The organism is Oscillospiraceae bacterium CM, assembly GCA_022870705.1.
Classification (GTDB): domain Bacteria; phylum Bacillota; class Clostridia; order Oscillospirales; family Oscillospiraceae; genus Sporobacter.
Window position 1 is genome coordinate 432,501 of sequence record CP072107.1, and the last position, 23,384, is coordinate 455,884.

The window sequence follows — 23,384 nt, forward strand, 5'->3', positions numbered from 1 at the left end:
ACACAGGTCTCTGCTAAATCGAAAGATGACGTATAGGGGCTGACGCCTGCCCGGTGCCGGAAGGTTAAGAGGAGATGTTAGGAGCAATCCGAAGCATTGAATTGAAGCCCCGGTAAACGGCGGCCGTAACTATAACGGTCCTAAGGTAGCGAAATTCCTTGTCAGGTAAGTTCTGACCCGCACGAATGGCGTAACGATTTGGGCACTGTCTCGACAGCCCGCCCGGCGAAATTGTAGTACTGGTGAAGATGCCAGTTACCCGCAACTAGACGGAAAGACCCCATGGAGCTTTACTGTAGCTTAATACTGGAGCTTGGCAATGCATGTATAGGATAGGTGGGAGCCTAAGAAGCCGGACCGTCAGGCCCGGTGGAGGCGACGTTGGAATACCACCCTTGTATTGCTGGGTTTCTAACCTGCGGCCATGAATCTGGTCGGGGGACACTGTTAGGTGGGCAGTTTGACTGGGGCGGTCGCCTCCCAAAAGGTAACGGAGGCGCTCAAAGGTTCGTTCAGCACGGACGGAAATCGTGCAGTGAGTGTAAACGCAAAAACGAGCCTAACTGCGAGACCGACGGGTCGAGCAGTAACGAAAGTTGGAGTTAGTGATCCGGCGGTATGTGCGTGGAAATGCCGTCGCTCAACGGATAAAAGCTACCCTGGGGATAACAGGCTGATCTCCCCCAAGCGTCCACAGCGACGGGGAGGTTTGGCACCTCGATGTCGGCTCGTCGCATCCTGGGGCTGTATTCGGTCCCAAGGGTTTGGCTGTTCGCCAATTAAAGCGGCACGCGAGCTGGGTTCAGAACGTCGTGAGACAGTTCGGTCCCTATCTGTTGCGGGCGAAGGAGAATTGAAGGGAGCTGTCCTTAGTACGAGAGGACCGGGATGGACATACCTCTGGTGCACCAGTTGTCGTGCCAACGGCATAGCTGGGTAGCTAAGTATGGACGAGATAAACGCTGAAAGCATCTAAGTGTGAAACTCTCCCTAAGATAAGTTCTCCCATCCTTTATGGAGTAAGGGTCGATGTAGACTACATCGTTGATAGGTCGGAGGTGTACGCACGGTAACGTGTTTAGCTGACCGATACTAATAACCCGAGGGCTTGACCTGGAAATGCAGGCAAACAAGCCTTGTGGGAACGTCACAAACAAATTCATTGTTCGGTTTTGAAGGTGCAGACGCGCGGTGCGAACCAATTGCAAGTATGCACCTTTAGCTCAGTTGGTAGAGCACCTGACTCTTAATCAGGGTGTCCAGGGTTCGAGTCCCTGAAGGTGTATTAACCCCGTTGGGGTGTGATACACTCCAGCGGGTAAAACAAACCCTCGCAAGGCCCGTTGGTCAAGCGGTCAAGACGGCGGCCTCTCACGCCGCAAACAGGAGTTCGATTCTCCTACGGGTCATTTCCCCTTAAAAGCCCTTGACATGGGCGTCATATTGTTGTAGTATTCGGTTTAGCCCGATTACATAGTTGGTGTTGATGACGGTGAGGGTCCACCCGTTCCCATTCCGAACACGGCAGTTAAGCTCACTCGTGCCGACAATACTTGGCCGGCGACGGCCCGGGAAAATAGGTAGATGCCAACACAAAAAGACGATCTCGAATGAGATCGTCTTTTTTATGTCTTTAAAACCCGCCTTTTTCGTTATTAAACATGAACAGATAGAAGAAGCCCCTGCCGCACGGCAGGGGGCTTCTACCTATATTGAGAGGGCGTTGCAAGTTAAGTAATATTGAGGAAGCGTCAGATTGCTGTATTACCTTCCTCACCGGTTCTGATTCGGATGACTTCTTCGACGTTGTAAATGAATATCTTACCGTCGCCTATTTCGCCTGTTCTGGCGCTTTCAATTATTACCTTCTTAACAGACGGCAAGTCTTCATCCTTCACGATCAGATCAATGGTGACTTTAGGAATAAGATCCACCTTATATTTTTCGCCGCGCCAAGCCTGAACGATACCCTTCTGATTTCCTTGACCCATGATATCAGTAATCATCGCGCCGTGATAGCAACCTGAGTTTTCAAGTGCCTGACGAACATCGGTGAGCTTTTCGGTCCGGATAACTGCTTTGATATGTTTCACAGTGATGACTCCTTTCTGTTATTTCTTTGATCCACTTGTCTCAACAAGGGTGATGTGCGAGGTTCTGTGTGTCAAAAACTCAGGATAGCCCTGATTGCCGTGCTCGCCAATATCGAGGCCTTCAATTTCCTCTTTCACGCTGACACGTACACCGATTGTAACCTTGATAAGCAGCCAGACAAGCAAGGAAGAGACGAAGACAAATCCGCCGACTGCGACAACGCCGATCGCCTGAGCGACGAGAAGTGTCGTTCCACCGCCAAAGAACAGACCGTTTCCGGTAGCAAGCCCCGCAATGCCGTCTTCAGCAAACAAGCCCACAAACAGCGTCCCAAGGACACCATGAACGAGATGGACAGAAAGCGCACCAACAGGATCGTCAATTTTTTTACGATCAAAGAAGATAACGGACAGCACCACAAGTATACCAGAAATTGCACCGATGATCAACGAACTGGACACGCTGACAAAGGCACAGGCCGGTGTAATTGCCACAAGGCCAGCAAGCAGGCCGTTGATAGACATGCCAAGGTCAGGTTTCCCGATGATGATCCAGGCTGTTGCCGTTGCTGTCAAAATCGCCATAATACCAGCGGTATTTGTTGTCACAACAATGTGAGATATAGCATTGGGATCGGCAGCCATTGTGGAGCCGGGATTGAAGCCGAACCAGCCAAGCCAAAGCACAATCGCACCGATGGTAGCCAGACTCATGTTATGGCCTGGGATTGGATTAATCTTTCCATCTTTCGTGTATTTACCGATACGGGGGCCGAGGACAAGAACGCCCGCGAGCGCCGCCCAGCCACCTACGGAGTGTACAACAGTACCGCCGGCGAAATCCCACATGCCAAGGGTGTAAAGGAAGCCACCACCCCAGATCCAATGGCCAACGATAGGATAGATAATGAGAGTTAAAATAAAGGAGAAAAGAATAAAGGAAATGTACTTAATACGTTCGGCAACAGCCCCGGAAACGATGGTGGCAGCAGTGCCGCAGAAAACAAGCTGGAAAAAGAATTTCGCCCACAGGGGGATTCCGGTCCAGGCGATTGATGAATAAACACCCTGATATGCATCACCGGTGAGCGGCGATGTATCGGCGCCTGAGACAAAGAACAGGCCGTGCGTTCCAATGAAGCCATTGCCGTCTCCAAACATGAGACCCCATCCTAAGAGCAAAAAGCCCAGTGAAGAAACTGCGAAGACGATGAAGTTTTTTGAAAGGATGTTGACAACGTTTTTCTGGCGGGCAAAACCGCTTTCCACTGCGGCAAAGCCCAGATTCATGAAGAAGACAAGAAATGCTGTGATTAGGACCCACATGGTATCGACGACTACTTTAGTATCCATAATAACCCCTCTTTCTTAAATTATATACTCAAAGAATATTACTTATCGCATCTCAAAAGAAAACGGCGCAAATCCACAATTTAGTATGGACTGGCGCCGTTGCCTTTTGAAGCCAATAAATAACTTCCTTGTTATATCACTGATATACCGGTGGCTCAACCGGCGGCAAGATAATTAATGAGCCGGACGAACTTTAATTGGCTGGTCACTGCCTGCCTTCATGAATGAGGCGAGCGGTCTTTGTTTTACCCATAGAAAGTTGCGTGGTTTTTTGCAGGAGAACCCGGGATAACTTGCGAATTGAAAAAAAGGAGCGGATGCCGAAGAAAAGCATTAGCATCGCTATAACAATACCGGGAATGGTAATGTTCATAATACCAAACCGGATATCCCGCATGACGCTATACACACCAAAGAGTGCACCAGAGCCTGTTATCAACGCTGCACCTGAATAAAGTGCAATCACAAGAGCGGTTTTAAGAACGGGATCAGTTTCAGCTGATTTACCAAACTGTTTCATTAATATCTCCCTTCTTCCGAAGCTCCGTCTGCAGTCAAATTAGAGGCGATGCATCGGTAATAATTAAAAAAATAAGACGCAGGATCAGCGTTGATCCGGCGTCTTTGCCACAAAAATCGGTTAACATCTTCTGTTGTTATTCAATATAGCACCAAAATGAAAGATGGTCAATAGTAAATTTCATAATATCAAGAATTTGTCACCTTGCATAAAAACAAAATCGGTTAATTTGAATGATACAGTGAATTTCCTGCAAAAAAGCGATGAAATTTTATTGACGATAGGTTGCAAGCCTGCTATAATGAGATTCAGATGATAGAAGCATGCAGAGCTGGGCAACGATGTCCGCACCTGTCCGTCTCAAGTGCTGCTTACGGAGAGGAGTCCTTATGGGACTTCTTGTTTTTTTATATGTCCTCGCATATGGGCAAATAAGTTTTTATTAGTATACTATATTATTAAAACTCAGGGGGAGTTATTATGATTGTTGGCCTGCTGATTATTCTGGCACTTGTGCTGGTTCTGCCTTTTGTCGTCAGAATCGTTGAGCATAATCTGGAGTTATTCCTGTTTATCATGGGGCTTGCCGCCGTGATCGTTTCAAAAACCATTTCGCCGCACTTATTCGCTGAAATCCTGGGGAACGCTTTTCTTTATTTCATCACGGGTGCCGTCCTCGTCTTCGGTATCCTCTTCATCGTCTTTAAAGATAAAGTATCGGCCTTGATTGGCACTGTTCTCAAGCATATGCCCGTCAAAGTGTTTATGATGATCATCATTATTTTTCTTGGCATTGTGTCAAGCGTTATTACGGCGATTATCGCTGCGCTGTTGCTTGTTGAAATTCTCAACGCCATACCCATGAAGAGACAGGAAAAAGTATTTTTAAACGTCCTCGCTTGCTTTTCGATCGGTCTTGGTGCCGTTTTGACACCAGTCGGCGAACCTCTGGCAACTGTTGTCTTGTCAAGGCTTAATGCTGATTTCTTTTATCTATTCGATTTGATCGGCGTTTATGTGCTGCCCGGCATCCTCGTGTTTGGCATCGCCGGATTCATATATGTCGATCGCTGTAAATGCCAGGATCAGATTGATACGATTGACCGATCCGGATACGGGCCTGCTAAAGGCGTCGACCTCGAGCTGACGGAGGAGTTCAACGAACCGGACACCGTTAAGGGCGCAGTTATCAGGGCGGTTAAAATCTTCTTCTTTGTCTTTGCTCTTGAGCTTCTCGGAACCGGCTTTAAACCGCTGATTGATACATATGTGATTCACCTGAACAATACCGTTTTATATTGGCTCAACATGCTGTCCGCCGTCCTGGACAACGCCACCCTCGCGGCTGCAGAAGTCAGTACCAAAATGACCGCCGAACAGCTCAGCGCCATTTTAATGGGCCTTCTCGTCAGCGGGGGCATGCTGATTCCTGGCAACATCCCGAACATTATTTCAGCAGGGAAGCTCAAAATCACAAGCCGTGAATGGGCACGCATCGGCGCGCCGGTCGGCCTTACCGTCATGGCAGTTTTCTTCGTCATCATCTTTTTCATTGTTTAACCCGGTGTTGCAACCGGCGCACAAAAGGACCCCATACGGCTTTCCGTATGGGGTTTTTTGCGCGTTAGAGTGCTTGAAGGATACCGTCGCACGTGTTTATCAAGTGTGGCAGTTTAGCGTAGCTCATCAAAATGCGTGACTTTCAGAATTCGGATGAGGAAAGGGTATAACACAAGCGCGACGATAACGCACCCGCCCCACTGGAATAGATTAAAAGGTATTGCATTAGCCAGAGCTGTTGCCCAGCCTACTGTAATAGTATCGAACAGCGCATAGCCGGTAATCATAATTGCACCGCCCAGAAAAGACGACAAGGCGAACATCGCAAACCCTCTGCTCCTTTTGAGTATTGCACCGGCCGCAAGGCCCATGAGGCCTTTGATGACAAAGGTTGCCGGTGCGTAAAATGCCCATGGGGTCGTCAGATCGGACAGGGCGCTGCCGATTGCCGCAGCCACAGCCGCAATTGGACCGCCGAGCAGGTACGCGGAAATATAAATGGTGATATCGCCTAAGTTGACATAGCCGCCGCTTGTTCCAATCGGTATGACAACAAGACGCGTCACTGTAAAGACAATTGCTGCGGCAACCGCCGTATATGTGATTCTTCTGACGTTATTACTCATAATGTTCCTCTTTCGCTTAATTTTGTCAAAGCGTCGTTTTTATACCGTCATAGCCCAGCGCGGTATTTGGGAAAATGAGCTGCGCGCCCGGCAAACCAGGTGCGGGATCTTTGACGGCGGGGCTGTAGTGCGTGAGCCAAAGCGACTTCACCTGTGCTTTTTTTGCCAGTTTGGCAGCATCGGAAATAAGCATATGCCCTTTTTCTGCCATTTTGTCGTGCATCGCATCGTCACCGTACATGCCCTCACAGATGAGCAGATCGGCCTCACGGGCAAAATCGGCCATGGCCTCCGTCGGAACAGTATCCGTCATATAGCAGACCGAGATAGGGGCGCGTGCACCGTCAAGCACCATGTCCGGCTCGATACGCCGCCCGTCGTCAAGGCAAACGGGGCTGCCGCTGTGGAGCGCTTTGTACAGCTTTTTTGGGATGCCAAGCCGCTCGGCCTTTTGAGGGTTAAAGACAGGCTTGCGCTTGAGGGAAAGGCGGTAACCAAAGCAGGGGATGCCGTGTGACAGGGGGAGGTATGAAATGGTACGCGCATCATCCTCAAGATACCCCAACACACCGTTTTGGAGCTCAATCAGCTCAACCGGATAGGGGAGGGCGCCGGCAATAACAGTTAAGGCGGTATAGACGGCGCGCAGCCCCTTTGGGCCGATAACCGTCAGCGGTGACGTTTTGCCATTGTTGCCGAGCGTTAATAAAAGGCCGGGCAGACCGGCGATATGGTCGGCATGAAAGTGCGTGAGCAAAAGAAAATCAAGACGAGAGAGCTTGCAGCCCGCTTTCTTCAGCGCGACCTGCGTCCCCTCGCCGCAGTCAATAAGCAGCGCTTTTCCCTGAGATTCTATCCAGCAGCAGCTTAAAAAGCGCTCGGGCAGCGGGATCATACCGCCGGTCCCGGGCAAGCAAACGTCCAGCATTCTATCGCCTCCGTTCTTCGAACTATCTCAATCGGTACTTCCGATTGAATTGTAGCATCGTGAAATTATACTGATTTTATACGCCCGGCCCCGCCACGTCAATCCAATTGTCCTTTGCATTGGGAAATCCAGCGTGTTACAGTAAGAAGGAAATTGCAAGGTGGTGTGATCGATGAAAACGGACGATTTTTTGTACCAATACGGCATCCATCCGGATAACATCTCGCGGCGCGCTTTCAAAGCCGCTTTTTCCGACGACTTGGCGGCGGGCTTGTTCGGGCTGCCGTCGTCATTAAAAATGCTCCCATCGTTCTTATCACCCGGCGGAGACCTGACGGAAGGCGAAACGGCACTCGCCGTCGACGTAGGCGGCACAGCGCTAAAAATAGCACTGACTCAAGTCATCGGCGGTACGATTGAAATCATCGCGTCGGACGTATCGCCTGTCCCGGGCCACATGAAAGAGATGACGATTGAGACGTTTTTCGCACAATTGGCGGAAAGGCTTCTGCCGTTTATCAGGCAAAGCAGCCGCGTCGGTATTTCTTTTTCGCATGCCGTGGCAATTGCGCCAAATCGGGACGGGAGGCTGATTTCTTTTAGCAAGGAAATAAAGGTCAGCGGTGGTGAAGGTCTCTCAATTGGGCGGGCGCTATCCGATCAGCTCCGCCTCGTCGGTTTCACCACGCCAAAAAAATTCGTCGTGCTTAATGATGCGACAGCAGTTTACTTAGGTGGACTGACTTGTCTGCCAGAGACCTGTCAAGCACCGACTGCCGCGCTTGTGCTCGGCACTGGCATCAATATCAGTTATGTGGAGACAGCGGAACGGATTCAAAAACTTCCGGGCACTTGCCGCTCCGCATCTATGGTAATCAACACCGAGGCGGGCGGCTTTGACAAGCTGCCTTTGGGATCAATCGACAGAGCGTTTCTCCAAACGACCGACGAGCCAACGGCGCATGTTTTGGAAAAGCTGACGGGCGGGCGTTATCTTGGGCCGCTCGTTTTGTTCGCCCTTAAAAAAGCCGCCGAGGAGGGGCTGTTATCAAAGACGGCTGTCTTTTCGATTCAAAAGACGGCGCAGCTGACGACACCCGAACTCAGCGCTCTTCTTGAAAAAGGCGGCGGTCTGCCCAATGGCAAATTCCTGGACGACAACGATAAAGCGTTTATCAGGGCAGTGGCCGACGCATGTGTCAGCCGAGCTGCTAAACTTGCCGCTGCTGCCGTCGCCGCCGTTCTGGAACAGACCCGCGCGGAGGAGATTGCCGATCGCCCTGCTGTTGTGATTGCAGAGGGGTCGACTTTTTTGAAGCTGTTTTCATTCCGGCAGAAATTTGAGACCGCTTTAAAAGAAAATTGTCTCGGCGGGTATCCGATTTCGGTTTTCACCCGTGAAAACGCGGCCATTTTGGGCGCAGCGCAGGCGGCAATGACAGCTGAAAAATAACCGTATGAGAGGCTATTTCATTTTATCAAGAACGGCCCGCGCGGCGCGAACGCCGCTGGCCGCCGCCTGAGCAAGCCCGCGCGTGATACCGGCCCCATCGCCGACGGCGTAAAAATTCGGAAGCTTTGTTTCGAAAAAGGATGTCAGCTGCGGGCGCGCGCTGTAAAACTTCACCTCGACGCCGTAGAGCAGCGTATCGTAATTAGCCGTGCCGGGGGCGATTTTATCGAGCGCCCCGATCATTTCAATGATATTATCGAGATGGCGCTTCGGCAGGACGAGGCTGAGGTCGCCGGGCGTTGCCTGAAGTGTCGGCCGGACGAAGCTTTTAGACAGACGGTGTGCGTTTGTGCGTGTTCCTTTTAACAGATCGCCGAAGCGCTGGACGAGAACCCCGCCGCCAAGCATGTTGGACAGCGAGGCGATATGCTTGCCATACCGGTGCGGCTCTTTAAACGGCTCTGTAAACCGGTTGGAGACTAAAAGCGCAAAATTCGTGTTGGTGCTCTGCAGCGCGGGGTCGGCATAGCTGTGGCCGTTGACGGTGATGAGCCCATCCACATTTTCGGCAACGACGTGGCCGCGCGGGTTCATGCAGAAGGTGCGCACCGTATCGCCGTACTGTTTCGTTCTGTAGACGAGCTTGGATTCATACACAACGTCTGTTATATGCTCAAAGACCTTGGCGGGGAGCTCGACGCGCACGCCGATATCGACCTGATTATTCAGCATGTCCAGCCCCAACCGGCGGCATTGCTCGGTAAACCATTCCGCGCCCGACCGGCCGGGTGCGGCGATGAGGCAGCGGCATTGAACACGACCGCCGGACGTTTCAAGCGTATAGCCATCCGAAACCGGCGTGATCGACGTTACAACCGTGTTGAACTGAAACGTCACATGGTCTTTCATATCGTTATAAATGTTTTTAAGGATTTTGAGATTGTTCTCCGTCCCCAGATGCTTGACTTTAGCCTGCAAGAGGTGCAGGTCATTTTCAAGCGCCTTCTTCTCCAGCTTTAAGGCCTCGTCGCTCTGTGTTGAATAAACGACAGTTGTGGCACCGAAGCGAACGTTGACGTCGTCGACGTAATTGATGAGTGCCATAATGTCGTCATCCGGCATATAATCTCTCAGCCAGCCGCCGAACGCCGTTGTAAAGTTGTATTTGCCATCTGAATATGCCCCGGCACCGCCAAAGCCGCGCATGATAGCGCAGGAGGGGCACGAAAGGCAGTCGGGCACTTTTTTGGCGATCATGGGGCAGCTCCTGTGATCGATATCCGTGCCTTGCTCCAGCAGGAGGACGTTCAGGCCCGGGTGAAGACGCGCGAGCTCGTAACCGGCGTAAATCCCGGCGATGCCGCAGCCGATGACCGCAACGTCCCAGATTTTATCGTTTTCCATATGCCACCTCAGCTCATTTGTATGATACGATTTATTTATCGGCGTGAATGAGAAAAAGTGAAGACGCCCGGTGTTCCTGATGTGTTTTGCCGCATAACAGCGCGGCGGCGGATCATCTCAGCAGCGATACTCACCGCAATTTCCGCCGGCGTTTCAGCCCCGATATCAAGGCCAATGGGTGACGAGACGCGATCCAGGTCCTCTTGCGTATACCCGTCATCAAGCAAATGGCGGTAAACCGCCTCGCGCTTTTTGCTGCTACCGATCATACCGATATACCCGGCTTGTGTTTTGAGGGCCTCGCGCAGGACAAGCTTATCGTGCTGATGACCGCGCGTGACGATGATGATATAGCTGTTCAGCCCGAAAGCGCGCGTCGTAAACGGCGCATCCATCGACGGCGGTACAATGATTTCATCGGCCTCAGGGAAACGGGAACGATTGGCGAAGTCTACCCTGTCGTCTATAACTGTGACCGAAAAGCCGACGGTGTGTAAGAGAGGCGCAAGACTCTGACCGCAGTGGCCGCCGCCGAAAATAAATGCCGCGCCGTTTGAGGCGACGGGGAAAAGGAAAACCGCCGCACCGACAAGTGTGATAGCGTCGCCGTTTGTCGCGCGCCCCAGCGCGGCGCGCGCATTTTGACCCAAAAAATCACCGCCGACGATACCGCCATCCGGCAAGATGAGGCATAGATTGCGCCGCGCGAGATGCCCTGAATTGGGGATCACTGCCACGATGCGCGACAGCGGTGCGGAACACGCGGCATTGAGGAGCGCTTCAAAATATACTGCATTTTCCGGATCAGTACTGTCCAGATAATTGATCAAAATCCTTGCGCGTCCGCCGCAGACGGCCCCAAGGGCGTCGACGCCGTTTTCTGACAGCGCGTATTCGGTGACGGCGGCGCGCCGGTTCTCTATAACCCGCGCGGCATCACGCATGACGGCGGCCTCCAGAACGCCGCCGCCGATTGTCCCGACGATGGACAGATCGTTTCTGACGAGCATGGCTGCCCCGGCTTTTCGTGGCGTGGAGCCGGTGCTCTCTATCGTGAGGGCAAGGGCGCACGGTTTGTTGAAGCGGAGCGCGTCCAGCGCCGCTGCGGCAATCTGCTTCATAAAATAGCCCCCGGACGACAAGTTTGGCAGAACAAGCTGCCGCCATATCATATCCGCCCGATGCATTTTTTAGAACGGCTGTGTCCTCACACAGTCCTTCTGAGGAAGCGAAGCGAATAAAAAATCTGGCTACATGCAGAAAAGATTCTTCGCTGCGCTCAGAATGACAGGGGCGCTCAGAATGAAAAAGTGAAACGATGTGTATCACGAATACAAGGCATCCAGAACGATGCCATATCGCACTTTGAGACTGTCGCGGATGTCCATCGCCGTTTTCAGGCGCTTTTCGGCGCGGGCTAGGGCGGCAGGGTCTTCGGTATACCGCTTCCGCACGTCTTCAAGCGTTTTTTCAAGCGGCGCGACGACGCTATTCCGGCACAGCTTGTCCGATAGAAACAGGACGGCAGCCTCGTTGGGGACGCCGCTATACGCGTCCGGGAGGTCCATATGCGCCATTACCACCGTGGCAGCATTCGGGTACCCCTCCTGCAATAGGAGTGCGGCGGCGGCATCTTCATGCGCCGGCTGCAGGCGCACCATATCGTGCAGGCGGCAGGCGGCGGACAGAAGGCCAGCGTCCAGCGCAACGCCTTTTGGCTTGAGTTGACGGGCGATGTTCAGCGCGACGGCCTCCACCTGCCTGCCGTGCGCAATGATATGATCCGGTGTTTCATATTTTTGAAGAAGCTGCGCACAGGCGGTATCATCCGGGTACGTCGGCAGGCCGAGATGGCGCAGCAGCGCGGCGTAATCCTGCGGCGTATCCATATCGAGAAGGACGCCCCTGTCGTCCGTGTCAACCTCTTCGGCGGGATAGTGCGCCAAACAAGCTCGCAGGCCATCCGCCCCGGCATAACCCATAATATCGGCGGCAAGGGCGTACGGAATCAGCGGCGGGTGGCCGCGATGACCGTCATACGCCGGATAAACGACGCTTTCACCGTTTCCAAGAATAAAAGCGGTAATAAGCTTTTCAATCGTTTTTTCCGTGACAGCGCAGGTGTCCGCCGGCAGCAGAAAAAAGCCGTCAAGGTCTGACGGGAGGGAGCGAATACCGGCTTTGACGGAGGAAAACATCCCATCCTCAAATTTGGCATTATAAATATGGCGGACGTTTTTGGCGCGGCACTTGAGAAGCGCTGCTTCCACCGCCTCGCGGCGATAGCCCGTCACGACGGAAATGCTGTGAATTTTTTGATGGCGGCCCAGCGCGACACAGCGCAAAACGGCGCTCTCGCCCCCGATGGGCAACAGCGGCTTCAAAACGCCCATGCGCTCGGAATTCCCCGCCGCCAGAATAATCAGTCCGATTTTCATCGTATCGCCTCCAGTCACAGACAGTGTATCATAACCTTTTGTTTTTGAAAACAGACTTTATGACGTGCTATGAGCGGCCTAAATCGGCGTAACGACAAACGTTGCATGCTGAATGAATCAAAGTCTTCACAAAATACTGTTGACTTTTATGAGCAGATGCCATATCATAAACTATAATAACTGTATAATCGAAACCGATGAGCAAGAAGAGTACAAAAAGTCGCGTGTTTCAGAGAGCCGCCAGATGGTGTGAATGCGGCATCACAGATTTTTTCGAATGGGCTTGCGAGGGTGGCTTGAAACCGGTTAACGGGAGTAGACGCCGACGGGAACCCTGTCCGTTATCAGTGGGGTGCATATGATGGTATGCAAGATGAGCGGATGAATTATTTCATCAATTTGGGTGGTACCGCAGAAGCTTGAGCTTTTGTCCCATGGGGGACAGAGGCTTTTTGTTTGTCCGGGGCCGCTTTTTATTTTGTCGGAAAGGCGTTTTCATCCATCAATGAAACAGGTGATTACCATGATTAAACCAAGTTGTGAGAAGATCGAGGCGCTATCCAAAACGTATAACACCATTCCGGTAAGCCGGGAAATTTACGCCGACGTGACTACGCCGATTCTGCTCCTGCGGAAGCTTGCCGCCAAATCGCGCCGCTATTATCTTTTAGAGAGCGTTGAAGGCGGGGAAAAATGGGCCAGATACTCCTTTTTAGGATACGACCCCATTCTACGCGCAACATGCAAGGACGGGACTGTGACCATTGAGGGCAGCGAAACGAAGACGGTTCGAACCGATCAGCCGCTCAACGTCCTGCGGGAGCTTTTGTCGCGGTATCACGCGCCGCGGCTTGACGATCTGCCGCCGTTTACAGGGGGCTTCGTCGGCTACTTTGCGTACGCGATGATCGGCTATGCCGAGCCTGTTTTGAAGCTCCAAAAGGGCGACGGTTATGATTTTGACCTCATGCTGTTTGACAAGGTGATTGCCTACGACCATTTAAGGCAGAAAATTATCCTGATTGTCAACATTACAACAGACCGCCTGATGGAAAACTACGGCCGCGCAGTGGCAGAGCTTGAAGCGATGGCTCGCCTCGTCACTGAAGCGCCGCTATGCACAGAAGAGGGAAAGGCAGCAGCCCCATCTTTTACCTGCAACATGACGCAGGAAGACTACTGCGCAATTGTGGAAAAGACGAAGAAATACATCGTCGACGGCGATATCTTTCAAGCTGTCCTCTCCCGCCGGTTTGAAACACCATTTGAGGGGAGCCTCTTAAACGCCTACCGCGTTTTGCGGACGACGAATCCATCGCCCTATATGGTGTTCATGCATTTCGACGACCTGGAGATCATGAGCGCGTCACCGGAGACGCTGGTACGGCTTTATAACGGGCGGCTTTCCACCTTCCCCGTGGCGGGCTCGCGACCACGTGGCGCGACGGATGCGGAGGATAAAGCCTTGGAGGAGGAGCTTTTAGCGGATGAAAAAGAGCTCTCCGAGCACAACATGCTTGTTGACCTCGCGCGAAATGACCTCGGGCGCATTTCGAAAATTTCCTCCGTCCGCGTGATGGACTATATGATGATTCACCGGTATTCAAAAATCATGCACATCACCTCCCGCGTGGAAAGCGATATCCGAGATGACTGCGACGCCCTCAACGCCATCGAAGCCATTTTACCCGCCGGGACGCTGTCGGGCGCGCCGAAAATCCGTGCCTGTGAGATCATTGAGGAGCTGGAGAATTCCCCGCGCGGGATTTACGGCGGCGCGTTAGGCTACATCGACTTTACCGGCAATATGGACACCTGCATCGCTATCCGCATGGCCGTCAAAAAAGACGGGCGCGTGTCTGTCCAGGCAGGCGGCGGGATCGTTGCCGACAGCGTCCCCGAGCGGGAATACGAGGAATCCGGCAACAAAGCAAAGGCCGTGATGAACGCCATCATAAACGCCGGGGAGGTGACAGACTGATGATACTGATGATCGATAATTACGACAGCTTCACATACAACCTCGTCCAGCTGATCGGAAGCCTGAACCCCGATATCCGCGTTGTCCGCAACGATGCGTTAACGGTTGAGGATATTCGGCAGCTTCACCCGTCACACATTATTCTTTCGCCGGGGCCGGGCTATCCGAAGGATGCCGGTGTCTGCGAGGAGGTCGTCAAAGCGCTTGGCAAAACGATTCCCATCCTCGGCGTCTGCCTCGGCCATCAGGCCATCTGCGAAGTATACGGCGCGATGGTAACGCATGCAAAAAAGCTGATGCACGGCAAAAAAAGCCGGATATTAATCAATAACAAAAACCCCATTTTTTATGGGCTCTCGGAGGCGATTGACGCCGCGCGCTATCACTCCCTCGCCGCGCGGCGCGAGACGGTGCCCGAAGCGCTCGACATCATTGCCGAGGATGAGACGGGCGAAGTGATGGCTGTGGCGCATCGGGAAAATCCCGTCTTCGGGCTCCAGTTTCATCCGGAGTCGGTTCTGACACCGCAGGGCGATATCATCATACGAAATTTTTTGACGATCGGAGGCAGGACACATGATTAAAGAAGCAATTAAAACAGCCGTTGAGGGCGGAGATCTGCCTTTTGATACCGCAAAAGAGGCCATGGATGAAATCATGCGCGGCGAAGCGACAAATGCCCAGATTGCAGCCTTTTTGACCGCCCTGCGCATGAAAGGCGAGACGGTCGAGGAAATTACGGCGTGCGCCGCCGTCATGCGCGAAAAATGCACGAAACTGCCGTGCGACGGTACGGTGCTCGACATCGTCGGCACCGGTGGTGATGCGTCCAACACGTTCAATATTTCAACTGTGACAGCGTTTATCGCCGCGGCGGCGGGCATCCCGGTCGCCAAGCACGGCAACCGCAGCGTGTCGAGCCAATGCGGTGCCGCCGACTGCCTAGAGGCGCTGGGAGCAAAGATTAATCTGACGGCGGAGGAGAGTGCGCGCGTCCTTGAAAAGACGAACATGTGCTTTATGTTCGCACCGAACCACCATGCGTCGATGAAATACGCAGCCCCCGTGCGAAAAGAGATCGGGGTGCGAACCATTTTTAATATTCTGGGCCCCCTGTCAAACCCTGCTATGGCAAAGCTGATGCTTTTGGGCGTCTACGACATGCGCCTCGTCCGGCCGCTTGCCGAGGTTTTGGCAAACGTAGGCGTTAACCGCGCCTTCGTCGTCCACGGTGATGACGGGCTTGACGAGATATCGCTTTCCGCGACGACGACGGTCTGTGCGCTTCTAGACGGGGAAATTAAAATGTTCACGCTTGACCCGCACGACTATGGTCTTCAATTATGCGACAGGGAAAAGCTCGTCGGCGGCGGCCCGGCGGAGAATGCGGACATTGCCAGAAGGCTGCTCGCCGGTGAAAAAGGCCCAAAGCGGGATATTCTCCTGCTCAACGCGGCGGCGGCGTTATATGTGGGTGGCCAAAGTGCTTCGCTCGAAGACGGCATTCTCTTGGCCTCGGAGCTGATTGACAACGGAAAAGCGCTGCAAAAAATGCAAGATTTTATCGCAGCGACGAACGAGGTGGGTTCATGATCCTTGACAAAATCGCCGCGTCGACACGCCAGCGTGTGGCGATGCAAAAAAAACAGATGTCTTTGGAAGAGATGAAGGCGCGCGCCGCGGCCCTGCCGATTGGCGGGTTCCCTTTTGAAGATGCATTGAAAAAAACCGATCTTGCCTTTATCTGCGAGCTCAAGCATGCGTCGCCGTCAAAGGGGCTGATTGTTGAGGATTTTCCGTATCTTGAGCTTGCTGAGGCCTACGAACAGGCAGGGGCGGACGCCGTTTCCGTCCTGACCGAACCGGCGTTTTTTCTGGGCAGCAACAGATACCTGACCGAGGTGAGTATGGACATCAAGCTGCCGATACTCCGGAAGGACTTTATCCTTGATGACTACCAGCTTTACGAGTCTAAGCTCATCCGCGCCAATGCGGTTTTACTCATCTGCGCGCTCTTGGACGGCGAGACGATCAAAAGATTTATCGGGATATGCGACAGCCTTGGTCTCTCCGCGCTTGTGGAGGCGCACGATGAGACGGAAGTGAAAACGGCCTATAATGCGGGTGCTCGGATCATCGGCGTCAATAACCGCGACCTGAAGACGTTTGAGGTCGACATTCAAAACAGCATCCGGCTCCGGCCGCTCGTACCAGACGGCGTCCTGTTCGTCGCCGAAAGCGGAATTCAAACGGCGGATGATATCGCCGCGCTGCACAAAGCGGGAGTCAATGCCGTTTTAATCGGGGAGACGCTGATGAAAAGCGCCGATAAAAAAGTGATGCTAGAGCAACTGCGGCAAGGGTGCCTGGCATAACACGGTCTGGGTCAGCTTCAATACAGACCCGGAAAAACGGCAGGACGCTGGAGGCGGTGTCCCTAACGAAGCGGACGGCCAATGGCCGTCCCTACGAAAGCCACCGATAGGCATGCATGACGCTAAGAATATGTAGGGACGCCCATTGGGCGCCCGTTGCAGCCGGCAGAGAGGTCAAAGTGATATGACAAAAATAAAAATATGCGGGTTGACGCGGCCGGAGGATATTGACGCCGTCAATCGCTATAGGCCGGACTATATCGGCTTTGTCTTCGCCGAGAGCAAAAGAAGGGTGACGCCAACACAGGCCGCAGCCCTGAAAAGGCAGCTTACTGCTGATATCAAGGCCGTCGGTGTTTTCGTCAACGCCGGGCTTGACGATATCGTCACGCTGTGTCATGACGGCGTGATTGACGCCGTCCAGCTGCACGGTGACGAGGGTGCCGATTATATGTTAAACTTAAAGGAAAAAATAAATGTGCCGGTCGTCAAGGCGCTCCGTGTGCAAAGCCGTGAGCAGATCCAAAAAGCCGAGGCGCTGCCGTGCGATTTTTTGCTGCTGGACGCGTATCGTGAAAACGTTTACGGCGGCACCGGCGAGCGTTTTGACATATCGCTGATTCCGCCGCTTCAAAAACCGTTTTTCCTTGCGGGTGGGCTGAACGCCGATAATATCAAAAAGGCCGCCGCATCGCACCCTTATTGTCTCGACCTCAGCAGCGGCGTTGAGACGAACGGCGTAAAGGACGACGTGAAAATACGCGATATAATCAGAATCATCAGGGAGGAATGCTGAATGAAGGGACGCTTTGGAGTTCACGGCGGGCAATATGTGCCGGAGACGCTGATGAATGCCCTCATCGAGCTTGAAAAGGCCTATGACACATATAAAAACGACGCCGCGTTTAACGCGGAGCTGGACGCGCTTTTAAAAAATTACGCGGGCAGGCCGTCGCTTTTGTACTTTGCCGAACGCATGACGCGCGACCTCGGCGGGGCGAAAATCTATTTAAAACGCGAGGATCTTAACCACACGGGTTCGCATAAAATCAATAACGTCCTTGGGCAGGTGCTGCTGGCCAAAAAGATGGGAAAAACGCGCGTCATCGCTGAAACCGGCGCGGGGCAGCATGGCGTTGCCACGGCGACGGCGGCGGCCCTGATGGATATGGACTGCGACATCTATATGGGCCGGGAGGACACCGAGCGGCAGGCCCTCAACGTCTACCGCATGGAGCTGTTGGGCGCGCGCGTCCACCCAGTGACGAGCGGGACCGAGACGCTCAAGGACGCCGTGAATGAGACGATGCGCGAATGGACGGCGCGCATTGCCGACACCCATTACGTCCTCGGCTCCGTGATGGGGCCGCACCCTTTCCCGACGATTGTGCGTGATTTCCAAAGCGTGATCGGCCGTGAGGTCCGTACGCAGATGCTGGCGCTGGAGGGAAGACTGCCTGACGCGCTTCTTGCCTGCGTCGGCGGCGGGTCAAATGCCATGGGGCTGTTTTACGATTTTATCGGTGAGGCGTCCATCCGCCTCATCGGCTGCGAAGCAGCCGGGCGCGGCGCCGAGACAAAGGAGACGGCCGCCACGATTGCCACCGGCACGATGGGCATTTTTCACGGCATGAAGAGCTATTTCTGCCAGGACGAATATGGACAGATTGCACCCGTCTATTCGATTTCCGCGGGGCTGGATTACCCCGGCATCGGGCCGGAGCACGCCTTTCTCCATGACCTCGGCCGGGCTGAATACGTCCCTGTGACAGACGATGAGGCGGTTGACGCCTTCGAATACCTCTCGCGGCTTGAGGGGATCATCCCCGCTGTTGAGAGCGCGCATGCCGTGGCATATGCCAGACGACTCGCACCCACGATGAGAAAAAATCAGCTTCTCGTCATCAATCTCTCCGGGCGCGGTGACAAGGACGTGGCGGCGATTGCGCGGTATAGGGGGGTAAACATCCATGAGTAGGCTCGGTGACGTTTTTAAAAACAAAAAGGCGTTTATACCGTTTATCACGGCGGGCGACCCCAATCTGGAGACGACGGAGCGCCTTGTTTTAGCCATGGCGGCGGCGGGGGCCGACCTTATTGAGCTTGGCATGCCATTTTCCGACCCCATTGCAGAGGGCCCTGTCATTCAGGCGGCGGACGAGCGGGCGCTGTCGTCCGGGACGACGACGGACAAAATATTTGACGTCGTCAGGCGCATCCGGGCGAAAACAGCCGTCCCGCTGGCTTTTATGACGTACATCAACCCGATTTTTGCCTACGGCACAAAGCGGTTTCTACAAAACTGCCGGGACACCGGCATTGACGCCGTCATCGTCCCCGATTTGCCCTTTGAAGAAAAAGGCGAGATCGGGCCAATGTGTCAGACATACGGTGTGGCGCTCATTTCACTGATTGCGCCGACGTCGGACGACCGCATCGCAATGATCGCGCGGGAGGCGGAGGGCTTTGTCTATGTCGTCTCATCCCTCGGCGTGACGGGCGTGCGGCAGGAAATTGTCACCGATCTGGGCGCCATGATCGGCGCCGTTAAAAAAGCAAACGATATCCCCTGCGCCGTCGGCTTCGGTATCTCGACGCCGGAGCAGGCGCGTGAAATCTCCAAATTGTCCGACGGCGTCATTGTCGGCAGTGCCATCGTCAAAATCGTCGCGCAGTATGGCGAGCAGGCCGAAGAGCCGGTGCGCGACTATGTCCGCCGGATGAAATCGGCGCTTGTGGGAAATGAGGACTAACATGGACGACGCTGAATTATACAAGGCAGCCAGCCGCGCGGTTCACCCGGACGACACGCATATCACAGTCGGCGGCGTGACGCTTGGCGAGGGGACGTTTCATGTCATCGCCGGGCCCTGCTCTGTTGAAAGTGAAGAGCAGATTTTAAAGGTCGCGCAATCAGCCAAAGAGAGCGGGGCGACGCTTTTGCGCGGCGGGGCGTTCAAGCCGCGCACGTCGCCGTATGCCTTTCAGGGGTTACAGGAAAAGGGCCTCGCGTATCTCCTCGCCGCCAAGCGCTTAACGGGCCTGCCGATTGTCACTGAAATCATGAATCAGACGCAGCTGCCGCTTTTTGAGGACATCGACGTCATCCAAATCGGCGCGCGCAATATGCAGAACTTTGATCTCTTAAAAGAGGTCGGGCGCTGTCAAAAGCCCATTGTTTTAAAACGCGGCCTGTCCAGTACGATTGAAGAATTCCTCATGAGCGCCGAGTATATCATGGCGGAAGGGAATTCCAGCGTCATACTCTGTGAGCGAGGTATCCGCACGTTTGAGACGATGACGCGCAACACACTGGACATCTCTGCCGTGCCGCTCCTCAAACAAAAATCGCACCTGCCCGTTATCATCGACCCGAGCCATGCAGCGGGAATCCGGAGCCTTGTGCCCGCGCTGTCAAAGGCCGCCGTTGCCGCCGGTGCCGACGGGCTGATGATCGAAACGCACAATGACCCGGCTCATGCGCTTTCAGACGGCGCGCAGTCCTTAGACCTCGAGCAATTCCGTGACCTGTGCGCCGATATTTTAAGACGAGCGGCTTTTGAGGGGAAAAGGACGGCGATGTGACGATATGAACATCGAAAAAGCCGGTTTTGAGGATCTCGCGCACCTGATAGAGGTTCAGCATTTGGCGTATCAGAGCCAGGCGGAGATGCTGTGTGATTATTCAATCGACCCGCTTCTGGAAACGCTTGACGCGCTGGAGGAGGCGTTCCCGCAGTTTGTGATTCTAAAGGCCGTTGCCCCTGACGGGGCGATTATTGGCTCGGTCCGCGGGCGCTGCGACGGTGAGACGTGTTATGTCGGGCGGCTTTTTGTCCACCCGGCATACCGCAGGCGCGGCCTCGGCGCCCGCCTGCTGACAGCAATCGAAACAGTATGCCCGAAAGGGCGCTATGAGCTGTTTACGAGCAGCAAAAGCATTGGTAATATCCGGCTGTATGAGCGCATGGGGTATAGACGCTTTCAAGAAAGCGAGATGCTCGATGCCGGGTATCGGCTTGTGTATCTGGAAAAAAAGCTCATGGCGGACAGAACCGGACAGATGTAAAGGGCGCGTATCGAGATCGATACGCGCCCAGCTGATTCATGTCTAGCCCTCAGTGTCAGCCCTTGTCCATGGCCGACAGGATTTTTATAATGGTGTTCATATTTCGGGACGTCAGCTTATCTTTGTATTTTTTATGCCCAAGGGCTTTTGAACCAAAGGCGCTATCAAGGGTTTTGCCGATGGGAACAACCCAAAAAGCGCCGTCTTCCGCCGGGACAAACGCTTCGCCCGGCTCATGCGGAAGGGTGCTAAAAAGGCCAATGAGCTCGGAAACCGTCTCGCTGTCATCGCAGAAGAGCCAGTATATATGACAATGCTCTGGCACGGCAATTGATGTCGAGGCGTTCAGAACCGCTTGAAGGGCCTTTTCCGAACGGACGAAAACGGTGCCGGCATTCATGAAAAATGTGCCGAGCGTTTTTTCAGAAAGCGCTTTGAGCGACGCTGCCTGATGCGCATCAGCCGACAAGACGACATTGCCGGTGGCAAGAATCGTCTGTGCATCGTAAAAGCCCAGGTCTGTAAAGGCTTTTTTCAGGTCGCTCATAATCATTTTTTTCCCGCCGGTGTTCACACCGCGCAGAAAAATACAGTATTTTTCTGCCATATATGGCCGCCTCTTTCGCGATATTATTTAAAAGCGACATGTCGAAGGAGATGATTGCTAAATGCCGCCCGGGATTGAATTTGCATGCCGCTGCTGGTATAGTAAATGACATCAACTTTGAACGGAGAATGATCATGACAGCAGCGGAAGCCATTGAAAAACTGAAAGCAGGCAACGGGCGGTTTGTGTCCGGCAAACAGAGCGATAAAGAGCTGGGCGCGGCAAAACGCCGGGATCTAACCGAAAACGGGCAGCACCCGTTTGCCGTCATCGTCTGTTGCAGTGATTCGCGTGTTGCACCGGAAATCCTGTTCGATCAGGGGCTCGGTGATATTTTTATCATTAGAACGGCCGGCAATGTCGTCGATGACATTGGGCTTGGCAGCATCGAATATGGCGCGGAGCATTTAAACGTCCCGGTCATTGTCGTGCTCGGGCATGAAAAATGCGGCGCCGTTAAAGCAACGGTCGACGGCGGCGAGATGCACGGCTGCATCAAAGCCATTGCCGACAAAATCAAACCGTCCCTTGAAAAGGTGCGCAGCAGTGCCGATGTATACGGGGCGTGCGAGGATGAAAATGTCCGCACAACTGTTGCGGAGATCAAAAGGAATCCTGTGATTGCAGAGCTGATGAAGGAAGGCCGCGTCACGGTCGCCGGTGCGAAGTACGCCATTTCAAGCGGCGTTGTAACCTTCTTCGAAAACTGAGAGCGTCTTTGCTGAAACAGCCGGCCGGTTTGCCCGACCGGCTGTTTTTGCCCTCATGCATTTAGGTTGCCAGCCCACTTCATGGCGTCGACATAATAGGTCATGAAACGCATTGGATTGACGGCTTTCATAAATGGCAGATTGTCAAGACCGGCCCAATCGGCTTTTTCGATACAGATGATGCAGTCTAGAAGGCCGCGTATGTCGTTTTTTTCGCCGAGCAGCGTCTTTTTGACGAGGTCTGTCAGTGGCAGCCCAAGGAGAATGTCCGACAAATCCCGGTTGAGGACGACATCGATCTGGGAGAACAGGCCCGTAAAAAAATATTCCGGAGCCAAGTGGCTAAGGTGGAGCTCACACGCCAAGAGAGACATCATCTTTCCGCGGATGAGAGAATCTTTGACAAGCTCAGCGTTTTCGTTATCCTGCATGTCCTTGAGCATCATGAGGGAAATCCATTGATACAATTCCCGCGTGCCCATATAATTTAGCGCCTGCGCAATCGTCTTGACGCGGTGCCTCGGGGCGATATATGCGGAGTTGACGAGACGCAGCAGTTTGTATGAAAGGCCGAGATCCGTCTGGATGATTTCAGAAATCTTGTGATAGTTCGGCTCGCTGTCATTAAGCTCTTCCATAATCCGGAAAAGATTCACGTTGATAGTTTTGATATCTTTTGATTTCAGCATGGCGGGCTTGCTGAAAAAATACCCCTGGAACAAATCGTAACCAAGGCTGACGGCTTCCTGATATTCTTCGCGTGTCTCGATTTTTTCAGCCAGAAACAGAACCTTGCCGCGATATTTCTGAATCAGCGCAGCCTGCGCCGACAGGCTGAGGGACGGGAACTCGACTTTCAGGATATTGACCAGATCGAGAAGCGGTATGTTGTCCTCATCAAGCGAAAAATCATCGAGCGCCAGCGCATAGCCAAGCTGCTTAAAGCGCTGACAGGCGTCTTTTGTAGCTTGCGTTGCCTTATTGCGCTCTAAAACTTCAACGACAATTCTATCCTTCGGCAGCAGTTCAATAAAGTCGCTATCCACAAGGCCTTTTGAAAAATTGATAAAAGCCTTGGCGCCGTCTGTCAGACTGTCTATACCGAAAACGAGAAAAGAATTGTAAATCAGTTCGGCAGTGGCAATGTCGTCATCCATCTCGATGAAATAATTGTTGTTGTTTTGCCGGAAAAGCAGTTCATACCCGTAAACGTTTAGCTGCCGGTCGAAGATCGGCTGCCGCGCAATAAAAATACTCATTTTATAAG

At 53.3% G+C, this 23,384-nt stretch carries 19 protein-coding genes, 2 tRNA genes, 2 rRNA genes, 2 pseudogenes and 1 other annotated feature (1 of these 26 only partly in view); of the genes and pseudogenes, 16 read left to right on the forward strand and 9 right to left on the reverse strand.

All coding sequences use genetic code 11. The features are described 5' to 3' along the window. The 4 genes from IZU99_02210 to rrf form a co-directional block, all read left to right on the forward strand. Positions 1–1,116 (forward strand): 23S ribosomal RNA (locus IZU99_02210); it begins 1,733 nt to the left of the window's first position. A gap of 96 nt (positions 1,117–1,212) precedes the next feature. Then, positions 1,213–1,285, forward strand: a tRNA-Lys gene (locus tag IZU99_02215). A 52-nt stretch (positions 1,286–1,337) separates the two neighbouring features. Continuing rightward, positions 1,338–1,409: transfer RNA gene (locus IZU99_02220), tRNA-Glu, on the forward strand. 67 nt (positions 1,410–1,476) lie between these two features. Continuing rightward, positions 1,477–1,593, forward strand: a 5S ribosomal RNA gene (gene rrf / locus IZU99_02225). 158 nt (positions 1,594–1,751) lie between these two features. On the opposite strand, the pseudogene amt reads toward rrf, so the two are convergent. Both amt and IZU99_02235 read right to left on the reverse strand, forming a co-directional pair. Further along, positions 1,752–3,446, reverse strand: a pseudogene (gene amt / locus IZU99_02230) (ammonium transporter). Positions 3,447–3,651: 205 nt separating this feature from the next. After that, positions 3,652–3,966, reverse strand: a complete 315-nt coding sequence (locus IZU99_02235) for a hypothetical protein (GenBank protein UOO38098.1) — start codon at positions 3,964–3,966, stop codon at positions 3,652–3,654. A 480-nt stretch (positions 3,967–4,446) separates the two neighbouring features. Here IZU99_02235 and IZU99_02240 point away from each other — a divergent pair, with 480 nt between their 5' ends. Beyond that, entirely contained in the window at positions 4,447–5,526 is a 1,080-nt protein-coding gene (locus IZU99_02240) for a DUF1646 family protein (GenBank protein UOO38099.1), read from the forward strand. Between the two features lie 113 nt (positions 5,527–5,639). On the opposite strand, the gene IZU99_02245 is transcribed toward IZU99_02240, so the two are convergent. Together IZU99_02245 and IZU99_02250 are read right to left on the reverse strand one after the other, a co-directional pair. Beyond that, the gene (locus tag IZU99_02245; GenBank protein UOO38100.1) at positions 5,640–6,152 is read right to left on the reverse strand and encodes an ECF transporter S component; all 513 of its coding nucleotides are present in this window, start codon (positions 6,150–6,152) and stop codon (positions 5,640–5,642) included. Between the two features lie 25 nt (positions 6,153–6,177). After that, positions 6,178–7,080 carry a ribonuclease Z gene (locus IZU99_02250; protein UOO38101.1) on the reverse strand — a complete coding sequence of 301 codons (903 nt, stop codon included), beginning with the start codon at positions 7,078–7,080 and terminating at the stop codon, positions 6,178–6,180. Between the two features lie 172 nt (positions 7,081–7,252). On the opposite strand from IZU99_02250, the gene IZU99_02255 reads away from it, so the two are divergent. Then, positions 7,253–8,533: a hypothetical protein gene (locus IZU99_02255; protein ID UOO38102.1), complete on the forward strand. Its 1,281-nt coding sequence runs from the start codon at positions 7,253–7,255 to the stop codon at positions 8,531–8,533. Between the two features lie 12 nt (positions 8,534–8,545). Here the strand turns inward: IZU99_02255 and IZU99_02260 are convergent, their stop codons facing one another. The 3 genes from IZU99_02260 to IZU99_02270 form a co-directional block, all read right to left on the reverse strand. Beyond that, a complete protein-coding gene (locus tag IZU99_02260) occupies positions 8,546–9,937 on the reverse strand; it encodes an NAD(P)/FAD-dependent oxidoreductase (protein UOO38103.1) in 1,392 nt (463 codons plus the stop codon). A gap of 35 nt (positions 9,938–9,972) precedes the next feature. Next, the gene (locus IZU99_02265; protein UOO38104.1) at positions 9,973–11,058 is read right to left on the reverse strand and encodes an XdhC family protein; all 1,086 of its coding nucleotides are present in this window, start codon (positions 11,056–11,058) and stop codon (positions 9,973–9,975) included. A gap of 204 nt (positions 11,059–11,262) precedes the next feature. Next, positions 11,263–12,375, reverse strand: coding sequence for an NTP transferase domain-containing protein (locus IZU99_02270; protein ID UOO38105.1), 1,113 nt, complete (start codon positions 12,373–12,375; stop codon positions 11,263–11,265). A gap of 188 nt (positions 12,376–12,563) precedes the next feature. After that, positions 12,564–12,813, forward strand: a binding site (T-box leader). A gap of 85 nt (positions 12,814–12,898) precedes the next feature. On the opposite strand from IZU99_02270, the gene trpE reads away from it, so the two are divergent. From trpE to IZU99_02315, 9 genes and pseudogenes are all read left to right on the forward strand, one after another. Further along, positions 12,899–14,356: an anthranilate synthase component I gene (gene trpE, locus IZU99_02275; GenBank protein UOO38106.1), complete on the forward strand. Its 1,458-nt coding sequence runs from the start codon at positions 12,899–12,901 to the stop codon at positions 14,354–14,356. Next, positions 14,356–14,940: an aminodeoxychorismate/anthranilate synthase component II gene (locus tag IZU99_02280; GenBank protein UOO38107.1), complete on the forward strand. Its 585-nt coding sequence runs from the start codon at positions 14,356–14,358 to the stop codon at positions 14,938–14,940. The genes trpE and IZU99_02280 overlap by 1 nt, the downstream gene beginning before the upstream one ends. Continuing rightward, the gene (gene trpD, locus IZU99_02285; protein UOO38108.1) at positions 14,933–15,949 is read left to right on the forward strand and encodes an anthranilate phosphoribosyltransferase; all 1,017 of its coding nucleotides are present in this window, start codon (positions 14,933–14,935) and stop codon (positions 15,947–15,949) included. The genes IZU99_02280 and trpD overlap by 8 nt, the downstream gene beginning before the upstream one ends. Then, entirely contained in the window at positions 15,946–16,731 is a 786-nt protein-coding gene (gene trpC / locus IZU99_02290) for an indole-3-glycerol phosphate synthase TrpC (protein UOO38109.1), read from the forward strand. The genes trpD and trpC overlap by 4 nt, the downstream gene beginning before the upstream one ends. Positions 16,732–16,915: 184 nt before the next feature. After that, positions 16,916–17,527, forward strand: coding sequence for a phosphoribosylanthranilate isomerase (locus tag IZU99_02295; protein ID UOO38110.1), 612 nt, complete (start codon positions 16,916–16,918; stop codon positions 17,525–17,527). After that, positions 17,528–18,709 carry a tryptophan synthase subunit beta gene (gene trpB, locus IZU99_02300; protein ID UOO38111.1) on the forward strand — a complete coding sequence of 394 codons (1,182 nt, stop codon included), beginning with the start codon at positions 17,528–17,530 and terminating at the stop codon, positions 18,707–18,709. After that, the gene (locus IZU99_02305; GenBank protein ID UOO38112.1) at positions 18,702–19,484 is read left to right on the forward strand and encodes a tryptophan synthase subunit alpha; all 783 of its coding nucleotides are present in this window, start codon (positions 18,702–18,704) and stop codon (positions 19,482–19,484) included. The genes trpB and IZU99_02305 overlap by 8 nt, the downstream gene beginning before the upstream one ends. Positions 19,485–19,497: 13 nt before the next feature. Continuing rightward, positions 19,498–20,316, forward strand: a pseudogene (gene aroF, locus IZU99_02310) (3-deoxy-7-phosphoheptulonate synthase). 4 nt (positions 20,317–20,320) lie between these two features. Then, on the forward strand, positions 20,321–20,800 hold the full coding sequence (locus tag IZU99_02315; GenBank protein ID UOO38113.1) for a GNAT family N-acetyltransferase: 480 nt from the start codon (positions 20,321–20,323) through the stop codon (positions 20,798–20,800). Positions 20,801–20,855: 55 nt separating this feature from the next. Here IZU99_02315 and IZU99_02320 read toward each other — a convergent pair whose 3' ends face one another. After that, positions 20,856–21,407 (reverse strand): DUF1697 domain-containing protein, encoded by a 552-nt coding sequence (locus IZU99_02320; protein ID UOO38114.1) that lies wholly within the window; start codon positions 21,405–21,407, stop codon positions 20,856–20,858. A gap of 38 nt (positions 21,408–21,445) precedes the next feature. Between IZU99_02320 and IZU99_02325 the strand changes: the two genes are divergently transcribed. Then, positions 21,446–22,117, forward strand: coding sequence for a carbonic anhydrase (locus IZU99_02325; protein UOO38115.1), 672 nt, complete (start codon positions 21,446–21,448; stop codon positions 22,115–22,117). Between the two features lie 53 nt (positions 22,118–22,170). On the opposite strand, the gene IZU99_02330 is transcribed toward IZU99_02325, so the two are convergent. Beyond that, complete coding sequence (locus tag IZU99_02330; protein ID UOO38116.1) at positions 22,171–23,376, reverse strand: HDOD domain-containing protein; 1,206 nt, start codon at positions 23,374–23,376, stop codon at positions 22,171–22,173. Positions 23,377–23,384 lie beyond the last annotated feature (8 nt).